General features: G+C 61.3%; 17 protein-coding genes. 6 read left to right on the top strand and 11 right to left on the bottom strand.

Annotated elements, in window-relative coordinates; translation table 11 throughout:
• Nucleotides 1-81: 81 nt before the first annotated feature.
• The 4 genes from argB to coaBC all read right to left on the bottom strand — a co-directional run bounded on the left by argB (nt 82) and on the right by coaBC (nt 5,435).
• Nucleotides 82-981 (bottom strand): acetylglutamate kinase, encoded by a 900-nt coding sequence (gene argB, locus DWQ09_03910; GenBank protein KAA3629408.1) that lies wholly within the window; start codon nt 979-981, stop codon nt 82-84.
• A 128-nt stretch (nt 982-1,109) separates the two neighbouring features.
• Nucleotides 1,110-3,647 carry a phosphomannomutase/phosphoglucomutase gene (locus DWQ09_03905; protein ID KAA3629407.1) on the bottom strand — a complete coding sequence of 846 codons (2,538 nt, stop codon included), beginning with the start codon at nt 3,645-3,647 and terminating at the stop codon, nt 1,110-1,112.
• 152 nt (nt 3,648-3,799) lie between these two features.
• Nucleotides 3,800-4,255, bottom strand: a complete 456-nt coding sequence (locus DWQ09_03900; protein KAA3629406.1) for a dUTP diphosphatase — start codon at nt 4,253-4,255, stop codon at nt 3,800-3,802.
• Nucleotides 4,242-5,435: a bifunctional phosphopantothenoylcysteine decarboxylase/phosphopantothenate--cysteine ligase CoaBC gene (gene coaBC, locus DWQ09_03895; protein KAA3629405.1), complete on the bottom strand. Its 1,194-nt coding sequence runs from the start codon at nt 5,433-5,435 to the stop codon at nt 4,242-4,244. Before coaBC ends, DWQ09_03900 begins: the two co-directional genes overlap by 14 nt.
• Nucleotides 5,436-5,512: 77 nt before the next feature.
• Here coaBC and DWQ09_03890 point away from each other — a divergent pair, with 77 nt between their 5' ends.
• From DWQ09_03890 to DWQ09_03875, 4 genes are all read left to right on the top strand, one after another.
• Nucleotides 5,513-6,187: a JAB domain-containing protein gene (locus DWQ09_03890; GenBank protein ID KAA3629404.1), complete on the top strand. Its 675-nt coding sequence runs from the start codon at nt 5,513-5,515 to the stop codon at nt 6,185-6,187.
• Nucleotides 6,188-6,284: 97 nt separating this feature from the next.
• The gene (locus tag DWQ09_03885) at nt 6,285-6,521 is read left to right on the top strand and encodes a 50S ribosomal protein L28 (GenBank protein KAA3629403.1); all 237 of its coding nucleotides are present in this window, start codon (nt 6,285-6,287) and stop codon (nt 6,519-6,521) included.
• Nucleotides 6,522-6,536: 15 nt separating this feature from the next.
• Nucleotides 6,537-6,704: a 50S ribosomal protein L33 gene (rpmG, locus tag DWQ09_03880; protein ID KAA3629402.1), complete on the top strand. Its 168-nt coding sequence runs from the start codon at nt 6,537-6,539 to the stop codon at nt 6,702-6,704.
• Nucleotides 6,705-6,926: 222 nt separating this feature from the next.
• On the top strand, nt 6,927-9,596 hold the full coding sequence (locus DWQ09_03875) for a pyruvate, phosphate dikinase (GenBank protein ID KAA3629401.1): 2,670 nt from the start codon (nt 6,927-6,929) through the stop codon (nt 9,594-9,596).
• A gap of 77 nt (nt 9,597-9,673) precedes the next feature.
• On the opposite strand, the gene DWQ09_03870 is transcribed toward DWQ09_03875, so the two are convergent.
• The 7 genes from DWQ09_03870 to bioB form a co-directional block, all read right to left on the bottom strand.
• Nucleotides 9,674-10,090 carry an HIT family protein gene (locus DWQ09_03870; protein ID KAA3629400.1) on the bottom strand — a complete coding sequence of 139 codons (417 nt, stop codon included), beginning with the start codon at nt 10,088-10,090 and terminating at the stop codon, nt 9,674-9,676.
• Nucleotides 10,091-10,197: 107 nt separating this feature from the next.
• Complete coding sequence (locus DWQ09_03865) at nt 10,198-12,465, bottom strand: sensor domain-containing diguanylate cyclase (GenBank protein ID KAA3629399.1); 2,268 nt, start codon at nt 12,463-12,465, stop codon at nt 10,198-10,200.
• Between the two features lie 95 nt (nt 12,466-12,560).
• The gene (gene bioD / locus DWQ09_03860) at nt 12,561-13,232 is read right to left on the bottom strand and encodes a dethiobiotin synthase (GenBank protein ID KAA3629398.1); all 672 of its coding nucleotides are present in this window, start codon (nt 13,230-13,232) and stop codon (nt 12,561-12,563) included.
• Between the two features lie 2 nt (nt 13,233-13,234).
• Nucleotides 13,235-14,122 (bottom strand): malonyl-[acyl-carrier protein] O-methyltransferase BioC, encoded by an 888-nt coding sequence (gene bioC / locus DWQ09_03855; GenBank protein ID KAA3629397.1) that lies wholly within the window; start codon nt 14,120-14,122, stop codon nt 13,235-13,237.
• Complete coding sequence (gene bioH / locus DWQ09_03850; protein KAA3629396.1) at nt 14,119-14,898, bottom strand: pimeloyl-[acyl-carrier protein] methyl ester esterase; 780 nt, start codon at nt 14,896-14,898, stop codon at nt 14,119-14,121. The genes bioC and bioH overlap by 4 nt, the downstream gene beginning before the upstream one ends.
• On the bottom strand, nt 14,888-16,072 hold the full coding sequence (bioF, locus tag DWQ09_03845; protein KAA3629395.1) for an 8-amino-7-oxononanoate synthase: 1,185 nt from the start codon (nt 16,070-16,072) through the stop codon (nt 14,888-14,890). Before bioF ends, bioH begins: the two co-directional genes overlap by 11 nt.
• 185 nt (nt 16,073-16,257) lie before the next feature.
• Nucleotides 16,258-17,301, bottom strand: coding sequence for a biotin synthase BioB (bioB, locus tag DWQ09_03840; protein KAA3629394.1), 1,044 nt, complete (start codon nt 17,299-17,301; stop codon nt 16,258-16,260).
• Between the two features lie 407 nt (nt 17,302-17,708).
• Here bioB and DWQ09_03835 point away from each other — a divergent pair, with 407 nt between their 5' ends.
• Nucleotides 17,709-18,005 (top strand): type II toxin-antitoxin system HicB family antitoxin, encoded by a 297-nt coding sequence (locus DWQ09_03835; protein ID KAA3629393.1) that lies wholly within the window; start codon nt 17,709-17,711, stop codon nt 18,003-18,005.
• Nucleotides 18,002-18,268, top strand: a complete 267-nt coding sequence (locus DWQ09_03830) for an addiction module toxin, HicA family (GenBank protein KAA3629392.1) — start codon at nt 18,002-18,004, stop codon at nt 18,266-18,268. Before DWQ09_03835 ends, DWQ09_03830 begins: the two co-directional genes overlap by 4 nt.
• Nucleotides 18,269-18,540: the final 272 nt, after the last annotated feature.

Raw genomic sequence — 18,540 nt, 5'->3', positions numbered from 1 at the left:
GCCGAAGAGAGACGACTCGCCGATTGGGCCTTCATGGGCTTCATGCGTATCGTACGCTTGGTGGTTGATGACGGTATACTGTTACCGACCCGAACGAATCAGCGTGCCCACGCCCTGGTCGGTGAAGATCTCCAGCAATACAGCATGCTCAAGGCGCCCATCGATGATGTGCGCCGCGCTCACACCTCCCTGCACCGCTTCCAGCGCGCAGCGAATCTTCGGCAGCATACCGCCATGAATGGTGCCGTCCTCAATCAGCGCGGCAACCTGAGCGGCGGTCAGTCCAGTAAGAACAGCGCCGTTCCTGTCCAGCAAGCCCGCCGTGTTGGTCAGCAGTATCAGCTTTTCAGCCTTCAGCACCTCTGCCACCTTGCCGGCTACCAGATCGGCGTTGATGTTATAGGAATGACCATCCTCACCCACCCCGATGGGCGCGATCACCGGGATAAAATCACCGTTAGTCAGCATATTCACGATGGCGGTGTCGACGCTCGCCACTTCGCCCACATGGCCGATGTCGATGATCTCGGGCACCTCCAGTTCGGGAGAGGTTCGGGTGATCTTCAGTTTGCGGGCACGAATCAGATCTCCGTCCTTGCCGGTCAGTCCCACCGCGCGGCCACCGTGACGGTTGATGTTGTGCACGATCTCTTTGTTGACCAGGCCGCCGAGCACCATCTCGACCACATCCATGGTCTCGGCGTCGGTCACCCGCATCCCGTCGACGAAACGGCTCTCCTTGCCGATGCGCGCCAGGAGCGAGCCGATTTGCGGCCCTCCACCATGGACCACCACCGGGTTGATGCCGACCAGTTTCATCAGCACCACGTCACGGGCAAAGCCGTTTTTCAGCGCCTCGTCCACCATCGCATTGCCGCCGTACTTAATGACAACCGTCTTGCCGGCAAAGCGCTGGATATAGGGCAGCGCCTCGGTGAGTACCGTGGCGATGTTGAGGGCTGATTGAGAATCGAGTGTCATGCGCTATTTTCCCAAAAACCAAACCGCGGAGGCTTGAGACGCCGGTTCCGGTTCCGACGACATCTCCGCAGCTCCGCGGTCCACAGGATACCCCTGATGCATCGCTACGTGCCCAGGGTTATTTCAACCTAGAACGGCAGCTTGAGATCGGACTTCACTGCCAGCAACTGCTCACGGAAGGCCTCCTGAATGCGCTTCATCGCCTCCGCGGTATCGCCCTCGAAACGCAACACCAGCACAGGCGTTGTGTTGGAGGCGCGCACCAACCCGAAGCCATCGGCAAAATCGGCACGCACGCCGTCGATAACGGTCACCTCGGCATCAGGGAACTGCGCCCGGTTCACCAGCTCTTCCACCAGAGCGTGTTGCTCGCCCTCTTTAACCGGTACGTTGAGCTCCGGCGTGGTAATGCTCTCCGGCAGCTGAGCGAATACCTTACTGGCCGGCACCGTCTCGGCACTGAGGATCTCGAGCAGGCGGGCTGCAGCGTACATGCCGTCATCGAAACCGTACCAGCGCTCCTTGAAGAAAAAGTGCCCGCTCATCTCTCCAGCCAGCAAGGCACCGGTTTTTTTCATGGCGGCCTTGATCAGCGAGTGACCGGTCTTCCACATCATGGGCTGGCCGGCATGCTCGGCGATCACCCGTTTGAGGTTGCGCGTGCATTTGACGTCATAAATGATGCTTGCGCCAGGATGGCGCAGCAGCAGATCCTTGGCAAACAGCATCAACAGGCGGTCTGGATAGATGACTTTGCCCTGTTCGTCCACCACGCCCAGACGATCCCCGTCGCCATCGAAGGCAACGCCGAGATCAGCGCCCGACTCGCGCACCTTGGCGATGAGTTCGCGCAGATTTTCCAGTTTTCCAGGGTCAGGGTGATGATTGGGGAAGGTGCCGTCCACCTCGCAGTAGAGCTCGATCACCTCGCATCCCAGCTCGCGAAGAAGTCGGGGCGCGACCATACCGGCCACGCCGTTGCCGCAATCAACCACGACCTTCAACTTGCGCGCCACCTGCACGTCACCGGTAATACGGGCAACGTAGTCATCAAGCACCGACTGTTCGCTGATGCTGCCGTCGCCCGTCAGCAGATTGCCGGTCTGAATGCGCGAGCGCAGGGCCTGGATCGCCTCACCCGAAAGGGTCTCATCGCGCAGCACCATCTTCAGCCCGTTATAGTTGGGCGGGTTATGACTGCCGGTGACCGCGACCCCGGAACCGGTGCGCAGATAATGGGTGGCAAAATAGAGCACCGGGGTCGGCGCCATTCCGATATCGATCACATCACGCCCGCTGCGCATAAAACCGCGCGCCAGTGCCTCTGACAGCTTGGGGCCGGAGAGGCGGCCATCGCGTCCGATAACCACCAGTTGCTGGCCGCGCTCGAAGGCTTCGCTGCCAATGGCTCTACCGATGGTCTCCACCCCTTCGACAGTGAGCGTCTCATCGACCACACCGCGAATATCGTAGGCCCGAAAGATACTCGACGGGATCTTCTCGAGCTTTGGCGCTTTTACCTGCGGCTCGTCTTCCTCCACCTCTATTCCGCCGGTGTCGGGGAACATGGAACCGCCCACCTCGGGCAGGGGGGCGGATTTGGCAGCGGTCTTGGCCGCCGGCATCGCAGCGAACTCCTGTCCCATGTTCAGCAACAGCTCTACAGTCACGCGGCTATTCGCCAGTTTCACCGGATAGGCCGACGCCAGCTTGCGGTTCAGGATGTCCTTTACCAGGTTCAGTACGGTCACCTGGTCACGGCGCATCGCACCCGACACCATGCGAAACGAGACATAGATCACGAGCCCGAGCAACAACGCCCCGGCCCCGAATACAGCAAGATAGGGGATCAGGCCCTCCGTCAGCCCACCCGACGCCATCGCCGGCCAGTACAGCAATGTCCAGCGTGTCGCCGGCACGTTGACACGCACCGCCGACGCATCAGAACCTGCCGTGCTGCCACGTCGTGCCAGCACCACGTTGGCCTGACGAATCTCGATCGTCCCCTCGCCGACGCGCATCTGCGCCACGGTCTGCTGCAGCCTTTCAGCCGGATAGGTGGCCATGATCACGCCCAACACGCGACCGTCCCCATCCACGACTCGTCGCACCAGATTGAAGTGCGCATGCTCCGTTCCCGGCAAGATCACCTCGACCGGCGGAAACTGATCCGTTTTTTCGGCCTCCCGCAGTTGCTGCAGATCGGCGTAACCCAGCGGCGGGTTACCCTCCTTCTCGACCTGGTCCACACCAGTGGGAAGCACCCGGAAACGCACCGCGCCTGGCACTAGTCGCACCAGCGCTTGCGCCTTGGCGGCGGCGGCAGTGGTATTGCCATTGCGCAGGATCTGCTGCACGTCAGGATCGGCAGCTATGCCGTTCATGGTGCCCATTCCCTGGGTGACCAATCTCTGCAGGCTGCCGGCATAGGAGAAACTGGCAACCTCGGTGGCTTGCTGGCGCAGTACCCCGCCCTGCATCTGGAACATCTGCATCAGGACGAACCCACTCGCCATCAACACCCCTGCCCCGACGAGGAAGAGCAGCAACCCGTAGCTGCCCAGATTCATGCTGCTGCCAGCGCGCCTGGACGCCCTGTCTTGCTTCCCAGCCGCAGCTCGAGCGGTCGAGGCAGCGCCGTTTTTGTCCTTATTCCTTTTCAGCATCGTTTGTGCCAAAGCCTGCGGGATGATCTCCCCGAAGGGCCGCTGCCTTGTTCCTCGTGGCTCGTTATTGGAATGGGATGAAATCGTGTTTCATATTGCTTTCCCTGTCCGTGCTTATAGCTTGTGGTTATCACGCGCCCCGGGAGCGACCATCAGTGTCTTCCCGAATGGCCAAATCCGCCCGATCCGCGATGGCTCTCTTCGAAGTCGTCCACCACCTCGAATTCCGCACGTACAACCGGCACAAAGACCAGTTGGGCAATCCGCTCGCCGATCTCGATGGTAAAGGAGTTGTGACCCCGATTCCAGCAAGAGACAAAGAGCTGCCCCTGGTAGTCGGAATCGATCAAACCCACCAGATTGCCCAGCACGATCCCGTGCTTGTGCCCGAGCCCCGAGCGCGGCAGGATCACCGCCGCCAGGTTGGGATCACCGATATGGATGGCTATGCCGGTGGGGATCAACTGCGTCTCGCCGGCTGCGAGGAGCAGCGGCTCCTCCAAACAGGCGCGCAGATCCAAACCCGCCGATCCATCGGTGGCGTAAGCCGGTAGCGGCAAATCGGTGCCTATGCGGCCGTCGAGAATCTTGACTTCAATCTTGTGCATAAAAACGCTCGGCGATGAGAGATACGAGTTGTTCGGCCAGCCGGGTTTTGCCGGCACTGGGCAGCTCGCAAGCGCCATCCGCCCAGATCACCGTCAGCGCGTTGTGGTCGGTTTCGAATCCCCGCCCGGGGCCCACCTGGTTCGCAGCGATCAGATCAAGACCCTTGTTCTCCAGCTTCTGACGCGCGTACTCCGCCACCCGTTCGGTCTCGGCGGCAAAGCCGACGGTAAATGGCCGTGCCTCGCTGGCCGCGACCGTGCCCAGGATGTCTTCCGTTCGCAGCAGGCCGATACTCAATTCAGCCTGCTCCTTCTTGATCTTCTGTGCGTTCACCTCGGCGGGACGGTAATCGGCAACGGCAGCGGCAGCGATAAAAATGTCGCACCCGTCGAGCCGCTCGACGACCGCCTGGTGCATCTGCGAGGCGCTTTCCACCTCGATGCGCTCCACGCCCGGCGGCGGGGCCAAGGCCACCGGACCGCTCACCAATACGACGCGTGCACCGGCCCGTGCGGCAGCGGCGGCAACCGCATACCCCATTTTTCCGGAGCTACGATTACTGAGAAACCGTACCGGATCGATCGCTTCACGGGTCGGGCCCGCGGTCATCAGAACCCGCAGCCCGCCCAGCAAATCCGTGTCCCCGGCAACCAGCGCAGCAACGAGGTCCAGCGGCTCGAGCATACGCCCCGGCCCGGTTTCCCCACAGGCGAGATCACCGGCGCCAGGCCCGAGCAACCTCACGCCACGCTCGGTCAGAATTCGCACATTGGCCTGCGTCGCCATGTTGGACCACATCCTGGTGTTCATCGCCGGTGCCGCGGCAATTGGCGCCTCGGTGGCCAGGCACAAGGTGCTCAGCAAATCGTCTGCCAGACCATGGGCAAGCTTGGCCAGGAAGTGGGCGCTGGCTGGCGCCACCAGCACCTGATCGGCCCAGCGCGCCAATTCGATATGCCCCATGCCGGCTTCGGCGGCTGGATCCAGCAACTCGGTGTGAACAGGGTGACCGGATACCGCCTGGAGTGTCAGCGGCGTGATGAAGGCCTGGGCGCCACGGGTCATCACCACGCGAACCTCAGCGCCCGCTTCGCCGAGGCGACGGACCAAATCGGCCGTTTTGTAGGCAGCGATCCCGCCGGTCACCCCCACCAGAATTCGTTTTCCATTCAAGCTCATATTGGCACCCGTCGGTTCGGCGCATAAGATAACACTGGTACTCAAACGTTAGCCAACAAACACAAGGAGGTGTTGTCATGGCCATAACCGACTGGCCAGCGGCCGAGCGCCCACGGGAGAAACTGCTGGAACGCGGCCCGCAGGCGCTTTCCGATGCCGAACTGCTCGCCATTTTTCTGCGCACCGGACTCCCCGGTAAAACCGCCGTCGATCTGGCCCGTGAGTTATTGGCAGATTTTGGCGGGCTGCGCCCCTTGCTGGAGGCCGATCGCCGCACGTTCTGCGCGCGCCCCGGTCTCGGTGCCGGCAAGTATGCTCAGCTACAGGCGGTACTGGAGATGGCGTCACGGCACATGGGTGAAGCGCTGCAGCGAGGTGAACTGTTGACCGATCCCAACGCCACCCGCCGTTACCTGGCCGCGCGCCTGCGCGACCGTCCCTACGAAGTGTTCGCCGCGCTGTTTCTGGACAACCGCCATCGCATCATCGCCTTCGAGGAGCTGTTTCGCGGCACCATCAACGGCGCCTCGGTCCACCCCCGCGAGGTACTGCGCCGCTGCCTGAGTCTCAATGCCGCGGCACTCATCATCGCGCACAATCACCCCTCGGGAGTCGCTGAACCCAGCACGGCGGACCGCTCCCTCACCGATCGGTTACGGGACACCCTGGCCCAGATCGACGTACGCCTGCTGGACCACATCATCATCGGCGATGGAGCGAGCGTCTCGCTCGCTGAACGGGGATTGATCTGAAGCGTGCCAGTTGAGGCGAAGCGGCGATTCTGGTATAAAGTCCGGCCTTGCGCCGGGACTCCCGGTGCCGGAAAGTCGAATTTCGAGGGATTTCACGATGTCCAGAGTCTGCCAGGTCACGGGTAAGCGCCCGACCACCGGGAACAACGTCTCGCACGCCCACAACAAGACGCGGCGGCGCTTCCTGCCCAATCTGCATACCCACCGCTTCTGGGTCGAGGCCGAAAAGCGCTACGTGCGCTTGCGCGTCTCCACCAAGGGTATGCGCATCATTGACAAACAGGGCATCGACACCGTGCTCGCCGACATGCGCAAGCGCGGCGAGAAGGTCTGATAAAGGAGCATCGTTATGGCGAAGTCAGCAAGCGACAAGATCAAATTGGTCTCCTCGGCGGGAACCGGTCACTACTACACGACGACCAAGAACAAACGCAATACGCCTGACAAGTTCGAGTTCAAGAAGTACGACCCTGTCGTGCGCAAGCACGTGATCTACAAGGAAGCGAAGATCAAATAGATCACGCACCACCTACCAAAAAAGCCCGGCCTTCGCGCCGGGCTTTTTTTGTTGCGCAATCTGCGCTATCGACACCCCGTTTGGCCGGGATTGATTGGCCCACCCTCGAAGTTGAGGTATCGTGTCAGCCCACCAGCCGCGGGTGCAGATCGGCCCAAGGAATTGAGTAAACATAACGATACCCGCTCGCAGCGGGTAACTGCATAAAAGGGCCTGCAAGTCATGACGAAGTGGATCTACACCTTCGGGGACGGGAGTGCCGAAGGGCGCGCCGACATGAAGAATCTGCTCGGCGGCAAGGGTGCAAATCTCGCGGAGATGTGCAATCTGGGGCTGCCGGTTCCTCCTGGTTTCACTATCACCACCGAGGTCTGCACGGCCTTTTACGAGAATGACAAACAGTACCCCGCTGAGCTCAGCGAGCAACTCGACGCGGCGCTGCTGCGGATCGAGGAAATCGTCGGCGCCAGATTCAACGACCCGCAAAACCCGTTGCTGCTCTCGGTTCGCTCCGGTGCCCGCGCTTCGATGCCGGGGATGATGGACACGGTACTCAATCTTGGTCTCAACGACGCCACGGTCGCCGGACTCGCGGAGCGCTCCGGCGATCCACGCTTCGCCTACGACAGCTATCGCCGTTTCATCCAGATGTATTCCGACGTGGTGCTGGGCGTCGACCATGAGCACTTCGAGGCACTGCTGGAACGCCGTAAACGGGCCAAGGGCGTCGATCTGGATACCGATCTGAGCGCCGACGACTGGAAGGAGTTGGTGGTCGACTATAAGGCAACCGTCCAGAGCATCCTCGACCGGGAGTTTCCACAAGACCCTCACGAACAGCTACGGGGCGCCATCGGAGCTGTGTTCGGCAGCTGGATGAATCAACGCGCCATCACCTACCGTCGACTCAATGGGATTCCCGCCCACTGGGGCACCGCTGTCAACGTCCAGGCCATGGTCTTCGGCAACATGGGTGACGACTGCGCCACCGGCGTCTGTTTCACCCGCAATCCCTCCACCGGCGATAACCACTTCTACGGCGAGTATCTGGTCAACGCCCAGGGCGAAGATGTGGTGGCCGGCATCCGTACCCCACAGCCGCTCACCATCGCCGAACGTGAAGCCGGTGATGGTGATCTGCCGGCCATGGAGGAGGTGATGCCCGGTGTATTCGCCGAGCTGGACGCCATCCGCCACAAGCTCGAGCATCACTATCGCGACATGCAGGACATGGAGTTCACCATCCAGGGCGGCAAGTTGTGGATGCTGCAGACCCGCAACGGCAAGCGCACCGCGCGCGCGGCGCTGAAGATCGCCATCGATCTTTCCAACGAGGGATTGCTCACCCGTGAGGAGGCGGTGCAGCGTATCGACCCCGAACAGCTCAACCATCTGCTGCATCCCACCCTCGATCCCAAGGCGCTGCGTACGGTGATCGGCAAGGGTCTGCCTGCCTCCCCCGGTGCGGCAACCGGAAAGATCGTCTTCAACGCCGAAGACGCCGAGCATTGGCACGAACAGGGCGAGAAGGTGATTCTGGTGCGGATCGAGACCAGCCCCGAAGACATCGGTGGCATGCATGTCGCCCAGGGCATCCTCACCACGCGCGGCGGCATGACCAGCCATGCCGCGGTCGTGGCCCGTGGCATGGGTACACCCTGTGTCGCCGGGGCCGGCAGTCTCAAGGTCGACTACGAGACACAAACCCTCAGGGCGGGAGACACCCTCGTCAAGCAGGGCGAGATCATCACGCTCGACGGCTCGACGGGCCAGGTGATGCTCGGTGAAGTGGAGATGACCCAACCCGAACTCACTGGCGATTTCGGCGTGCTGATGGAGTGGGTCGATGCGATCCGCACGCTCACCGTACGCACCAATGCCGAGACGCCCAGAGACGCGGCTGCCGCACGCCAGTTCGGTGCCGAGGGCATCGGTCTGTGCCGCACCGAGCACATGTTCTTCGATCCACAGCGCATCGTGCACATGCGCCAGATGATCCTCTCCAGCACCGAACAGGAGCGGCGCGCGGCGCTGGCCCACCTCCTCCCCTATCAACGCCAGGATTTTCTCGAACTGTTCAAGATCATGGAGGGTCTGCCGGTCACCATTCGACTGCTCGATCCGCCGTTGCACGAGTTTCTGCCCTACAAGCGTGAAGAGATGGAGGAGGTTGCCGCCTCGGCCGGGGTCGATGTGGAAGTACTGCGCAGTCGCGCCATGGATCTGCACGAATCCAATCCGATGCTCGGCCATCGCGGCTGTCGTCTGGGTGTGACCTACCCGGAGATCTACGAGATGCAGGCCCGCGCCATCTTTGAAGCGGCCGCTGAGGAGACCAAAACCGGCAAGCCGGTAGTCCCCGAGATCATGATCCCACTGGTCGGCACCCGGAAGGAGCTGCAGCTGCTGAAAGAGGTAATCGACGACGTCGCCAAGGAGGTCATCGAGGAGACCGGCATCCAGATCCGTTACCTCGTCGGCACCATGATTGAACTGCCGCGTGCGGCGTTGCTTGCTGGTGAGATTGCCGAATGCGCCGAATTCTTCAGCTTCGGCACCAACGATCTGACCCAAACCACTTTTGGACTGTCACGCGACGATTCCGGGCGGTTTTTGCAGATCTACGAAGAGCGTGGCGTATTTGAAGCCGACCCCTTTGTCACCCTCGACCAGGAGGGCGTCGGCGAACTGATCCAGATCGCCGCCGAGCGCGGGCGGGCAACCCGCAGCTCACTCAAACTGGGGATCTGCGGCGAACACGGGGGAGACCCTGCCTCGATCCACTTCTGCCAGAAGGTGGGACTGGACTATGTCTCCTGCTCGCCCTTCCGCGTACCCATCGCGCGCCTGGCGGCAGCCCAAGCCACCCTGGCGCAATCCGAAGGATCGTGATCGCACACCGCCGATAAAAAACGCCTGGGTGAGATTCGTCCCTCCCGGGCGCTTATCGTCAACGTCCGCCCCCAGTTTTATACGACCGCACTCCGGATACGCTCGGCCAACGCGCCGATCGCTTTCATATCCCCCGGCTTTATTCCCCAGTTGAGCGCGAGCGCATCATCCATCTGCCGCGGCAGCACATGCAGGTGAAAATGCTGCACCGATTGCGCTGCGGCAGGCCCATTGCACTGTAGAAGGTTCAGGCCGGGCGGATCGAGCACTTCTGACACGGCGAGGGCTATCCGCTGCGCTGCCAGCACGGTGGCGCTCAACGCTTCGGGCGCAACCTCAAACAGATTGGCCCAATGCCCCTTGGGGATGATGAGCGCGTGCCCCTCGTTGGCGGGATTGATGTCCATGAATGCCAGCGTGGTCTCGTCCTCGTGGAGTTTGAAGCAGGGGATTTCGCCTGCAACGATTCTGCAGAAAACGCAATCGGCGGCCATGGGCAGCTCCTTCAAGAGGTAATGTGAAGGGTAATACTACCGTGCGGCTCCAGCCCTCGCTCGCTGTTGGTGCAGGGACACGGAAGAAAACCGGTACTCCGATAAATTCAGTGATCGAGACTCAACTCACCCTGATCGATCAGATCAGTCGTAGAAGAGTAGCAGTGGTACAGGTTATCGCCCTGCTGTTTGGCCACGTACATCGCGGCATCAGCGTGGCGCATAAGGGTATCGGCATCGCCGGCATCATCGGGGAATACGCTGATCCCGATACTCGTTCCCACCCGAATACGCGTTTCGCCCAGGACGATCGGATTGGCGAAGCGCGACAATATCTTCGCCGCCACCAGCGAGGCATCGTCAGCCCCATTGACGTCTTCGAGCAAAATGATGAACTCATCCCCGCCGAGTCGCGCGACCGTATCACCCAGACGAACGGACTCACGCAGGCGTTGCGCGCTGCGCTTGAGCACCTCATCACCCACCGCATGCCCGAGGGTATCGTTGACCACCTTGAAATGGTTCAGGTCGAGAAAACAGATCGCGACCCGCGATCCGCTGCGTTGCGCCTTCACAAGCGTTTGTGAGAGGCGATCATTGAACAGCAGTCGGTTGGGCAGGCCCGTCAGCATATCGTGATGCGCCAGATGATCGAGCCGCCGCTCAGCGAGCTTGCGCTCGGTGATATCACGACTGAAGGCCAGCACATGCTCGTTGCCCGCCAGTTCGATGAGGCCCATCCGTACCTCCACCGGAAAGCGGCTCATGTCCTGGCGACAGTATTCGGTTTCCAGGGTGATGGTGCGCCCCTGCTCCAGACCTTTCCACGCCCAGGCATCATCCTCACAATGTTGATCGATATCGCGAATGTTCATGCTCAACATCTCTTCGCGTGTGTATCCGAGGCTCTCGCAGGCAACATGATTGACGTCGATGAGCTGACCGTTGCGATCGTGCACAAAAATCGGATCGACAGCGTACTCCACCACGGTGCGAAAACGCGATTCACTCTCGCGCAGGGCTTCGTCTGCAGCGATGCGCTCGGTAATATCACGCACGATCCCGAACGCCCCGATGGCCTCGGCATTGCTCAACATGGGCGAGGCCGTGATCTCCATGGTGAGCCAGGCTCCGAACTGCGCGCGCAGCCGAAAGGTAAAACGTGGCGGCGTTTTTCCCAGGGCCAGCGCCGAGAGTTGATGCCTGGCGGCCGTGGCATCCTCGGGATGCATCAGATCGATCAGCGACTGCCCCAGCCAATCCTCACGCCCCCAACCCGTCACCTCCTCAAAAGCGGGATTCAACGAGGTGATGCGCCCATCCAGCGAAAGCGTAAAGATGATATCCCTGGCGCTCTCCACGAGGCTGCGGTAACGCTCGCCGGAGACATTGAGCACCTGTTCGGCATCGCCCATCTTGGCCAGGGCATGGGCACAGCAAATCAGACCGGCGGCCCTGCCGCCCTCCATGCTTTGCGGGGCGATCACCAGATACACGCCAACCGAGCCCCCGTAGCGATGGCGCAATCGCACCACCAGATTGACCGCAGGCGCCTTGGGAGAAGGGATCTTCGACAGGCGACGGTGGAGAATGCGCCGCTCCTCGGGCGCGGCAAGTGAATCCAGGGGCTGCCCGACCACTTCGCCGGAGGGATAACCCAGCATCCGCTCCGCCCCGCGGTTCCAGCCAGTGATCTGGCCTGTGGCATCGGTGGTGATTACCGCGCAATGGATCTGCTCCAGCACTTGCCAGCCACGTTTTACGGTGACTTCGCGCAGGCGACGCTCGGTCACATCGTTGACCAGGGCCTGCCAACGGTGGCTACGGCCTTCCAGAAAAACCAGCCACTCCACCCAGCGGAAGCCCTCCTGACCCACCCAGAAGCGCTGTTCAGCCAGCTGCGGATCGCTACCGCTCACCATACGCCGTAGCGCCTTGCGCACGGCATCGCGATCCTCGGGGTGGGCGAGATCGAGCAGGGAGCGCGTATCGCGCCCCGCCCCTGGTACCAGGCGCCGGACCACGGCGTCACCCGCCTGTTCCAGGTCACGATCGGAGGGCGACGGTACCGGGTTGCCACCCGGGAGGGCGGCAAGACCCGACTCATGCAGGTAGGGAAGATCGCTGGCCGGGCGTGCGGGATGTCCCACATTCCAAAACAGGGTAGCGCTCATAAGCGAGCCGAACACCATCATCAGGGCGGCTTGCGGGCCTGCCTGAAACGATTCCGTCAGCAGGGCCAGCAGCGCGAGCCCCAACGCCCCCAACACACCCGCCCGGATGATTTTTCTTGTTTTACGGCGCTCCAACATCCGTGTAGCACCCGCTAGTGAAATTGTAGGATTGCGAATTATCGACGGGCCACCGTTACCCATTCAATAGCAGTTAGAACCGGTTTCTGAGGGGGAATCGGGAAACCGTCTGTAAGCTGCGGATGACAAAGCAAAGAAGGCTGTAAAAACTTTTTCACTTAAGGCAGGTTGGACAGATGAACGGCAGCGTGCTGGCTTGAAGGATCCTCCAGCCAGGGAATCCGTCCGAGCGGAGCGCAACCCCAGCGTCGCTCCAAAGTCGCCACCAACGCCGCCTGACGTTCACAGGCTGGATCCGCCGTATTGGCCACCCAACCCGCCATCGTTAGACCGCAGTGCCGGATACTTTCGACCGTCAGCAGCGCATGGTTGAGGCACCCCAATCGCAATCCCACTACGACGATCACGGGGCAGGCGAGTTCACGCGCCAGATCCACTGTGGTCAATGCATCACCGAGCGGTACGCACCAACCGCCCACCCCTTCGACAACGAAGCGGTCGCATTCCGAGCTCAGCTGCCGACAACGCTCGACCAGGGGTGCGAGACGGATTTCCTCACCTGCCTCGGCGGCAGCGATATGCGGCGCGATGGGCGGCTCGAAGGCATAGGTGTTGATCCTGGCGTACGGTAACGGCAACGTACATTCGGCGCGCAGGCTTTCGGCATCCGCGTTACGCAAACCTTCCGGGGTGGGGCGACACCCGGAGGCGACCGGTTTCATCGCACCGACCCGCCAGCCCAGCTCGCGCCAGCGACGCAACAGTGCGGCCGCTACCAACGTTTTGCCGATGCCCGTATCGGTTCCGGTTACGAAAAAGCCCTGGCCCATGCTCAGCTTCCACGCAGGCGATCGAGTGAGATCGCAACCTCATCGGCGGGGCCGGTGGAACAGACAGCGCCCCCGCCCGTCAGACCCCACGCATGGCCATAGACCACCTCGTAACTGGCCGGTAACAGGCCTTCGCGGCGCAGCGGCTCGTAGGCCTGCTCCACCGCCGCCATCCGACGGCGCCCGGTCAGACCCGGGGGCCGATCGGCGGTCACGTTGTGGGCACCGATCGCCTTGAGGTCGCACATCAGTGCGCGCACGTTCTGGTAGTCGATGCGGATCCGATCCACATCCATCACCGGATCGCCCAATCCCGCGCTCAGCAGTGCATCGCCCACGTCATGCATATCGAGAAAGCGGTTGACGTGACTGCGTTCATCGACCGCCGCCCAGGCGGCGCGCAGCTCGTACAGGGTGTCGGGGCCAAAAGTGCTGAACAGCACCACACCGCCAGGACGCAACACGCGCCGGAACTCGCGGAACGTGGCACCCAGATCGTTGCACCACTGCAGGGTAAGATTGGAGAAGATCAGATCGGCGCTGGCGTCGGCTACAGGTAACCGCTCGGCATCGCCGCAGAGATAGCGGGTCTTGTGAAACCAGCCACCGCCACGGCGCGCCCGCTCCAACATAGCCTCGGCCAGATCAAGCGCCACCAGTCGCCCCTTGCGATAACGTCTCTCCAGGATCCGGGTGCAGTGACCCGTACCGCAACCCAGTTCCAGGATCTGTTGCGGTTGAAATTTGATCCAGTCGAGCCGCTCCAGCAGCCGCTCCCCCACCTCGCGCTGCAGCCCGGCGGCCGCATCGTAACTCGCTGCCGCTCTGTTGAATGCTGCACGCACCGCACGCTTGTCGAGAAGGTGCGGTTCGCTGGTTGCGCCGTTCATGAACAGACAAACTCCTCGATAAGGGACGCAAACTCGGTCCGATGAGACAGGAAAGGCGCGTGCGCAGCACCGCCGATTACCGCGCAGCACCCTTTCGGCATCAAAGGCGACAGACCCTCTTGAACCGAAGCCGGAACGAGCTGATCGCGCTCTCCCAGTACCCAGAGCGCCGGACACCGGATCCGTGCCAGCTCGGCACGCAGATCGGTGTCACGCAACAGCGCCAATCCGCCCTGCACAGCCCGTGGCGCGGGCTCACCGTGACGCAAGAGTCGCTCGCGCAACGCGCGCAGTTCGCCGCGGGCGTGGTCGCTGCCGCGTGACGCCAGGGCGAGAAACCGGTGCAGAGTGCCGCGCAAATCGGCGGCCAGATCGCCGGCGAACTGGGTCAGTACCTCGGGGGCAATACCGCTCGGCCACCCGGCACTCCGCACGAAGCGCGGTGTGCTGCTCGCCATGATCAGTCGCTCCACCCGCTGCGGAAAATCGATGGCCACCTGCTGGCAAATCAGCCCACCCAACGACCAGCCAAGCCAGGTGGCCGGACGCGGCACCGCTCGCGCCAACTCGCTGGCCAACCACGACAAGATGTAGGGCGCGCCGTCCAAGGGGCTGCGCCCGTAGCCGGGCAGATCGAGCACCGTGACCCGAAAACGCCGCGTCAGATCCGCAGCCAACTCGTCCCACACCGCGCCGTTGAGGCCCCAACCGTGCACCAGCACCAGTTCGGGACCCGCACCGTGCGTGCGAGTGTAGAGTGCGGGCTCAGCCAACATCGCCGCACACGCGCCACGCCGCGTCCAGGGCGCTCAGCAGACGATCCACATGGGCCTCGCTGTGCGCGGCAGAGAACGTGATTCGCAGCCGCGCGCTGCCTTGCGGTACGGTCGGGGGGCGGATCGCGGTAATCAGGATACCGCGTTCCCAGAGTGCCGCACTCAAACGCAGCGCCCGCGCCGCATCGCCGGCCACCAATGGCTGGATGGGCGTATGCGAGTCCATGAGCGGCAGACCGATAGCCTGAGCCCCGCGGCGAAAACGCTCGATCAATGCCCTCAGATGCGCCCGCCGCCAACTCTCGTTGTCGATCAGGCGCAGGCTCGCTCGCGTCGCCTCGGCCACCGCAGGCGGCATGGCCGTGGTGTAGATATAGGGGCGAGCCTGCTGGATCAGAGTCTCGACAAGCGCCTCACTGCCGGCAACGAAAGCCCCGGCAGTGCCGCACGCCTTGCCGAGAGTGCCCATCAGCACCGCCACCTCCTCAACGCCCAGCCCGAAGTGCTCGAGCGTGCCGCGGCCCTGCCCGCCCAGCACGCCGATACCGTGGGCATCGTCCACCATCACCCAGGCACCCCGTTCCCGCGCCGTGCGGCAGAGATCAGCCAGCGGTGCGAGATCACCATCCATGCTGAACACACCATCGGTCGCTACCAGCTTGCGCCCCGACTTCGGCGCGAGGCATCGCGCTGCCAGATCCGCCGCATCAGCGTGTGCGTAACGCACATAATCGGCTTGCGCCAACCGTCCGGCGTCGATCAGCGAGGCATGGTTGAGCCGATCCTGGTAGACCGTATCGCCGCGCCCGAGCAGCGCCGCGATCACCCCGAGGTTCGCCATATAGCCGGTGGAGAAGAGCAGCGCGCGGGGGCGTCCGACAAAGGCCGCGAGTTCCTCCTCCAGCGCATGGTGGGCCGCCGAGTGTCCGGTGATCAGATGCGAGGCGCCGCCGCCGACACCGTAACGTTCAGCGCCCGCCTGGAAGGCGGCGATCACTTGCGGGTGGTTGGCCAGCCCCAGATAGTCATTGCTGCAGAAGGTCAGGCACGCGCGGCCATCGACCACCGCCTCGACTGACTGCGGCCCCGCGAGCACCCGGCGGGTGCGGTAGAGGCCCGCGGCGTGGCGTTTCACCAGGGCAGATTGCAGATCGAACTCACTGGGGTCGGCCATGGGTGAAACGCTTTCAACGCCAGGACGCAAAGGCGCGAAGATCGCAAAGAGAGATAGGGTGTTTTGGCCCCCCGCCCCAAATCGGCACATGGCTGTATTGATTTGAGCATCGCAACGTGTTTTTGAAGAACGATCTTTTTCTTTGCGTCCTTGGCGCCTTTGCGTCCTGGCGTTGAAAAGAAAATCTAATGAGAAACACAGGCATTACCGTACAGCGCGGGACCTTTGTCGGTGCCGCCGGTGTGCTCATGATCGGCCGTGTGCTCAGCCACCAGATCGAGGCGTGCGAACAGCGCATCGTCGCGACGCACGCTGGCATTGCCGGCGGTCAGCAATTTTTCACCGTGAAAAATGGAGTTGGCCCCGGCCATGAAACAGAGTGCCTGCAACTCGTCGCTCATCGCCTCGCGCCCGGCAGAGAGCCGTACATAGGATTGCGGCAGCATCAGCCGCGCCACCGCCACGGTGCGCACCAGTTCGAAGGGGTCGAGATCAGGCGCGTTCTCAAGGGGTGTGCCGGGGATCTTCACCAGCTGATTGATCGGCACGCTCTCCGGGTGATGGGGCAGATTGGCGAGCTCCGCCAGCAACCCGACTCGATCCTCACGGCTCTCGCCCATGCCGATGATGCCGCCGCAACAGACCTTGAGACCGGCGTTACGCACATGATTCAAGGTGTCGAGTCGATCACCGTAGGTGCGGGTGGTGATGACCTCGGGGTAATACTCCGGCGAGGTATCGAGATTGTGGTTGTAGTAGTCGAGCCCCGCCTCCTGAAGCGCGGCGGCCTGGGCGTCGGTCAACATGCCCAGCGTCAGGCAGGTCTCCAGTCCGACGGCTTTGACACCGCGCACCATGTGCAACACACGCTCAAAATCACGATCGCTGGGGTTACGCCAGGCCGCGCCCATGCAGAAGCGGCCCGCACCGTTGGCCTTGGCGGCGCGCGCGTTGTCGATCACCTCCGCGACACCGAGCAGGCGCTCCTTCTCCAACCGGGTATCGAAGTGGGCGCTCTGCGGGCAGTAACCGCAATCTTCCGGGCAACCACCCGTTTTGATGCTGAGCAGGGTGCTGACCTGGATCTGCTGTGGTTTAAAATGGCGGCGATGCAGCGACTGGGCCTCGTGGAGCAGATCGAAGAAGGGCCGCTGGAACAGTGCATGCACCTCGGCGCGATTCCAATCGTGGCGCACTGGCGTGGCAGTCAATGGTACTGTGGTCGACATAGGCGATCTCGGCGCTGGCGTTGGGACCGCGGTAGGGTAGCGAATCCTGATACCCGGTCAACTGGAAAGGAATCCGGTGGTTTACGAATGGCTAGGAAGTACGCAAGTGTATACTTTACGCAAAGACGAGGAAACTTCCCGATACCGGGAATATTAGCTTTCTCTGATGTACTTATTTATTACAAAGGATTACAATTCAGCGCTTTCCAGCCGCTATGTAGTGTGCTAAACATTGCTTAGGGGATGGTTGTCTAAGTTTCTGTTACTAATGGGGTTTCGTCCCCAGGTGGGCTCGAAACAGTACGTAACTACTATATGTTGGTGGTTATACACTGACAAACCACAATATGTTGTGGTTTGTTCATGGGTTAGGCTCTGAGCCCTATCGGAGTCTAAGGAGTTGGGCCATGATCAAAGTCTTGAGAATATGCGTCAGGATTCACGTAGAACCTGACGGCGAGGAGTTTTACGCCTATTGCCCTGATCTTAAGGGTGTGCATGTTGGTGGAACTACAGAAGATGAGGCGATTGAGAATGTAAAACACGCGGCAGAGGCTTATATAGTGTCGTTACTCAAGCACGGTGAACCGCTTCCTTTGTGCGTAGAAAAGTTCTCATTCAAGACGTGGTTTTTCCAACCAATAGAGTCGCTTTTTCACAAGAAAGGCTTTTCAAGGATTGAAGAACTTTCGGTCGCCACGTGAGTTTCCACCAAAATATTTGGAATCAACTTAATAACATTACGGCAGGTGAGCTAGTTAAGGCCCTGGAGAAAGACGGCTGGATAAGAGAAGAAACTCGCGGCGCTATTCAAGCATTCAGAAAAGAAAATGACGGTCACACTATCAAGCGTGTGACCGTCCATGTGCACCCTAAAAAAACCTATGGCCCAAAACTGCTAAAAGAACTACTGGTGGAGATTGGGTGGTCAGAAAGTCAGCTAAAAAAGCTCAAATTAATTAAATAGTTGACACTCTTTTATCTACTTATCCTTCTTCGGCTTCTTTTCTGGCTCAGGCCATCCATCCTTAGGCCGCATTTTCTTAACAGCCTTTCCCATAGCACCCCGCCAGTCGCCTACAATCTTCAGCAACTCGGGTTCTGGCCCTCGATTCCGTTTTTCTTTCGCAGCCAACTTTTCCGCTCTATTCGTTTTCCATTCGTTTTGCACTCGCTGCAAATCATTTGCGCCACTTGCAAAGAATCCTTACAACTTGACGCCAATTTCACGCGGGAGTA

Source organism: Pseudomonadota bacterium (assembly GCA_008501635.1).
Taxonomy (GTDB): Bacteria; Pseudomonadota; Gammaproteobacteria; order QQUJ01; family QQUJ01; genus QQUJ01.
This window is presented reverse-complemented; position numbering and strand designations above follow the sequence as displayed.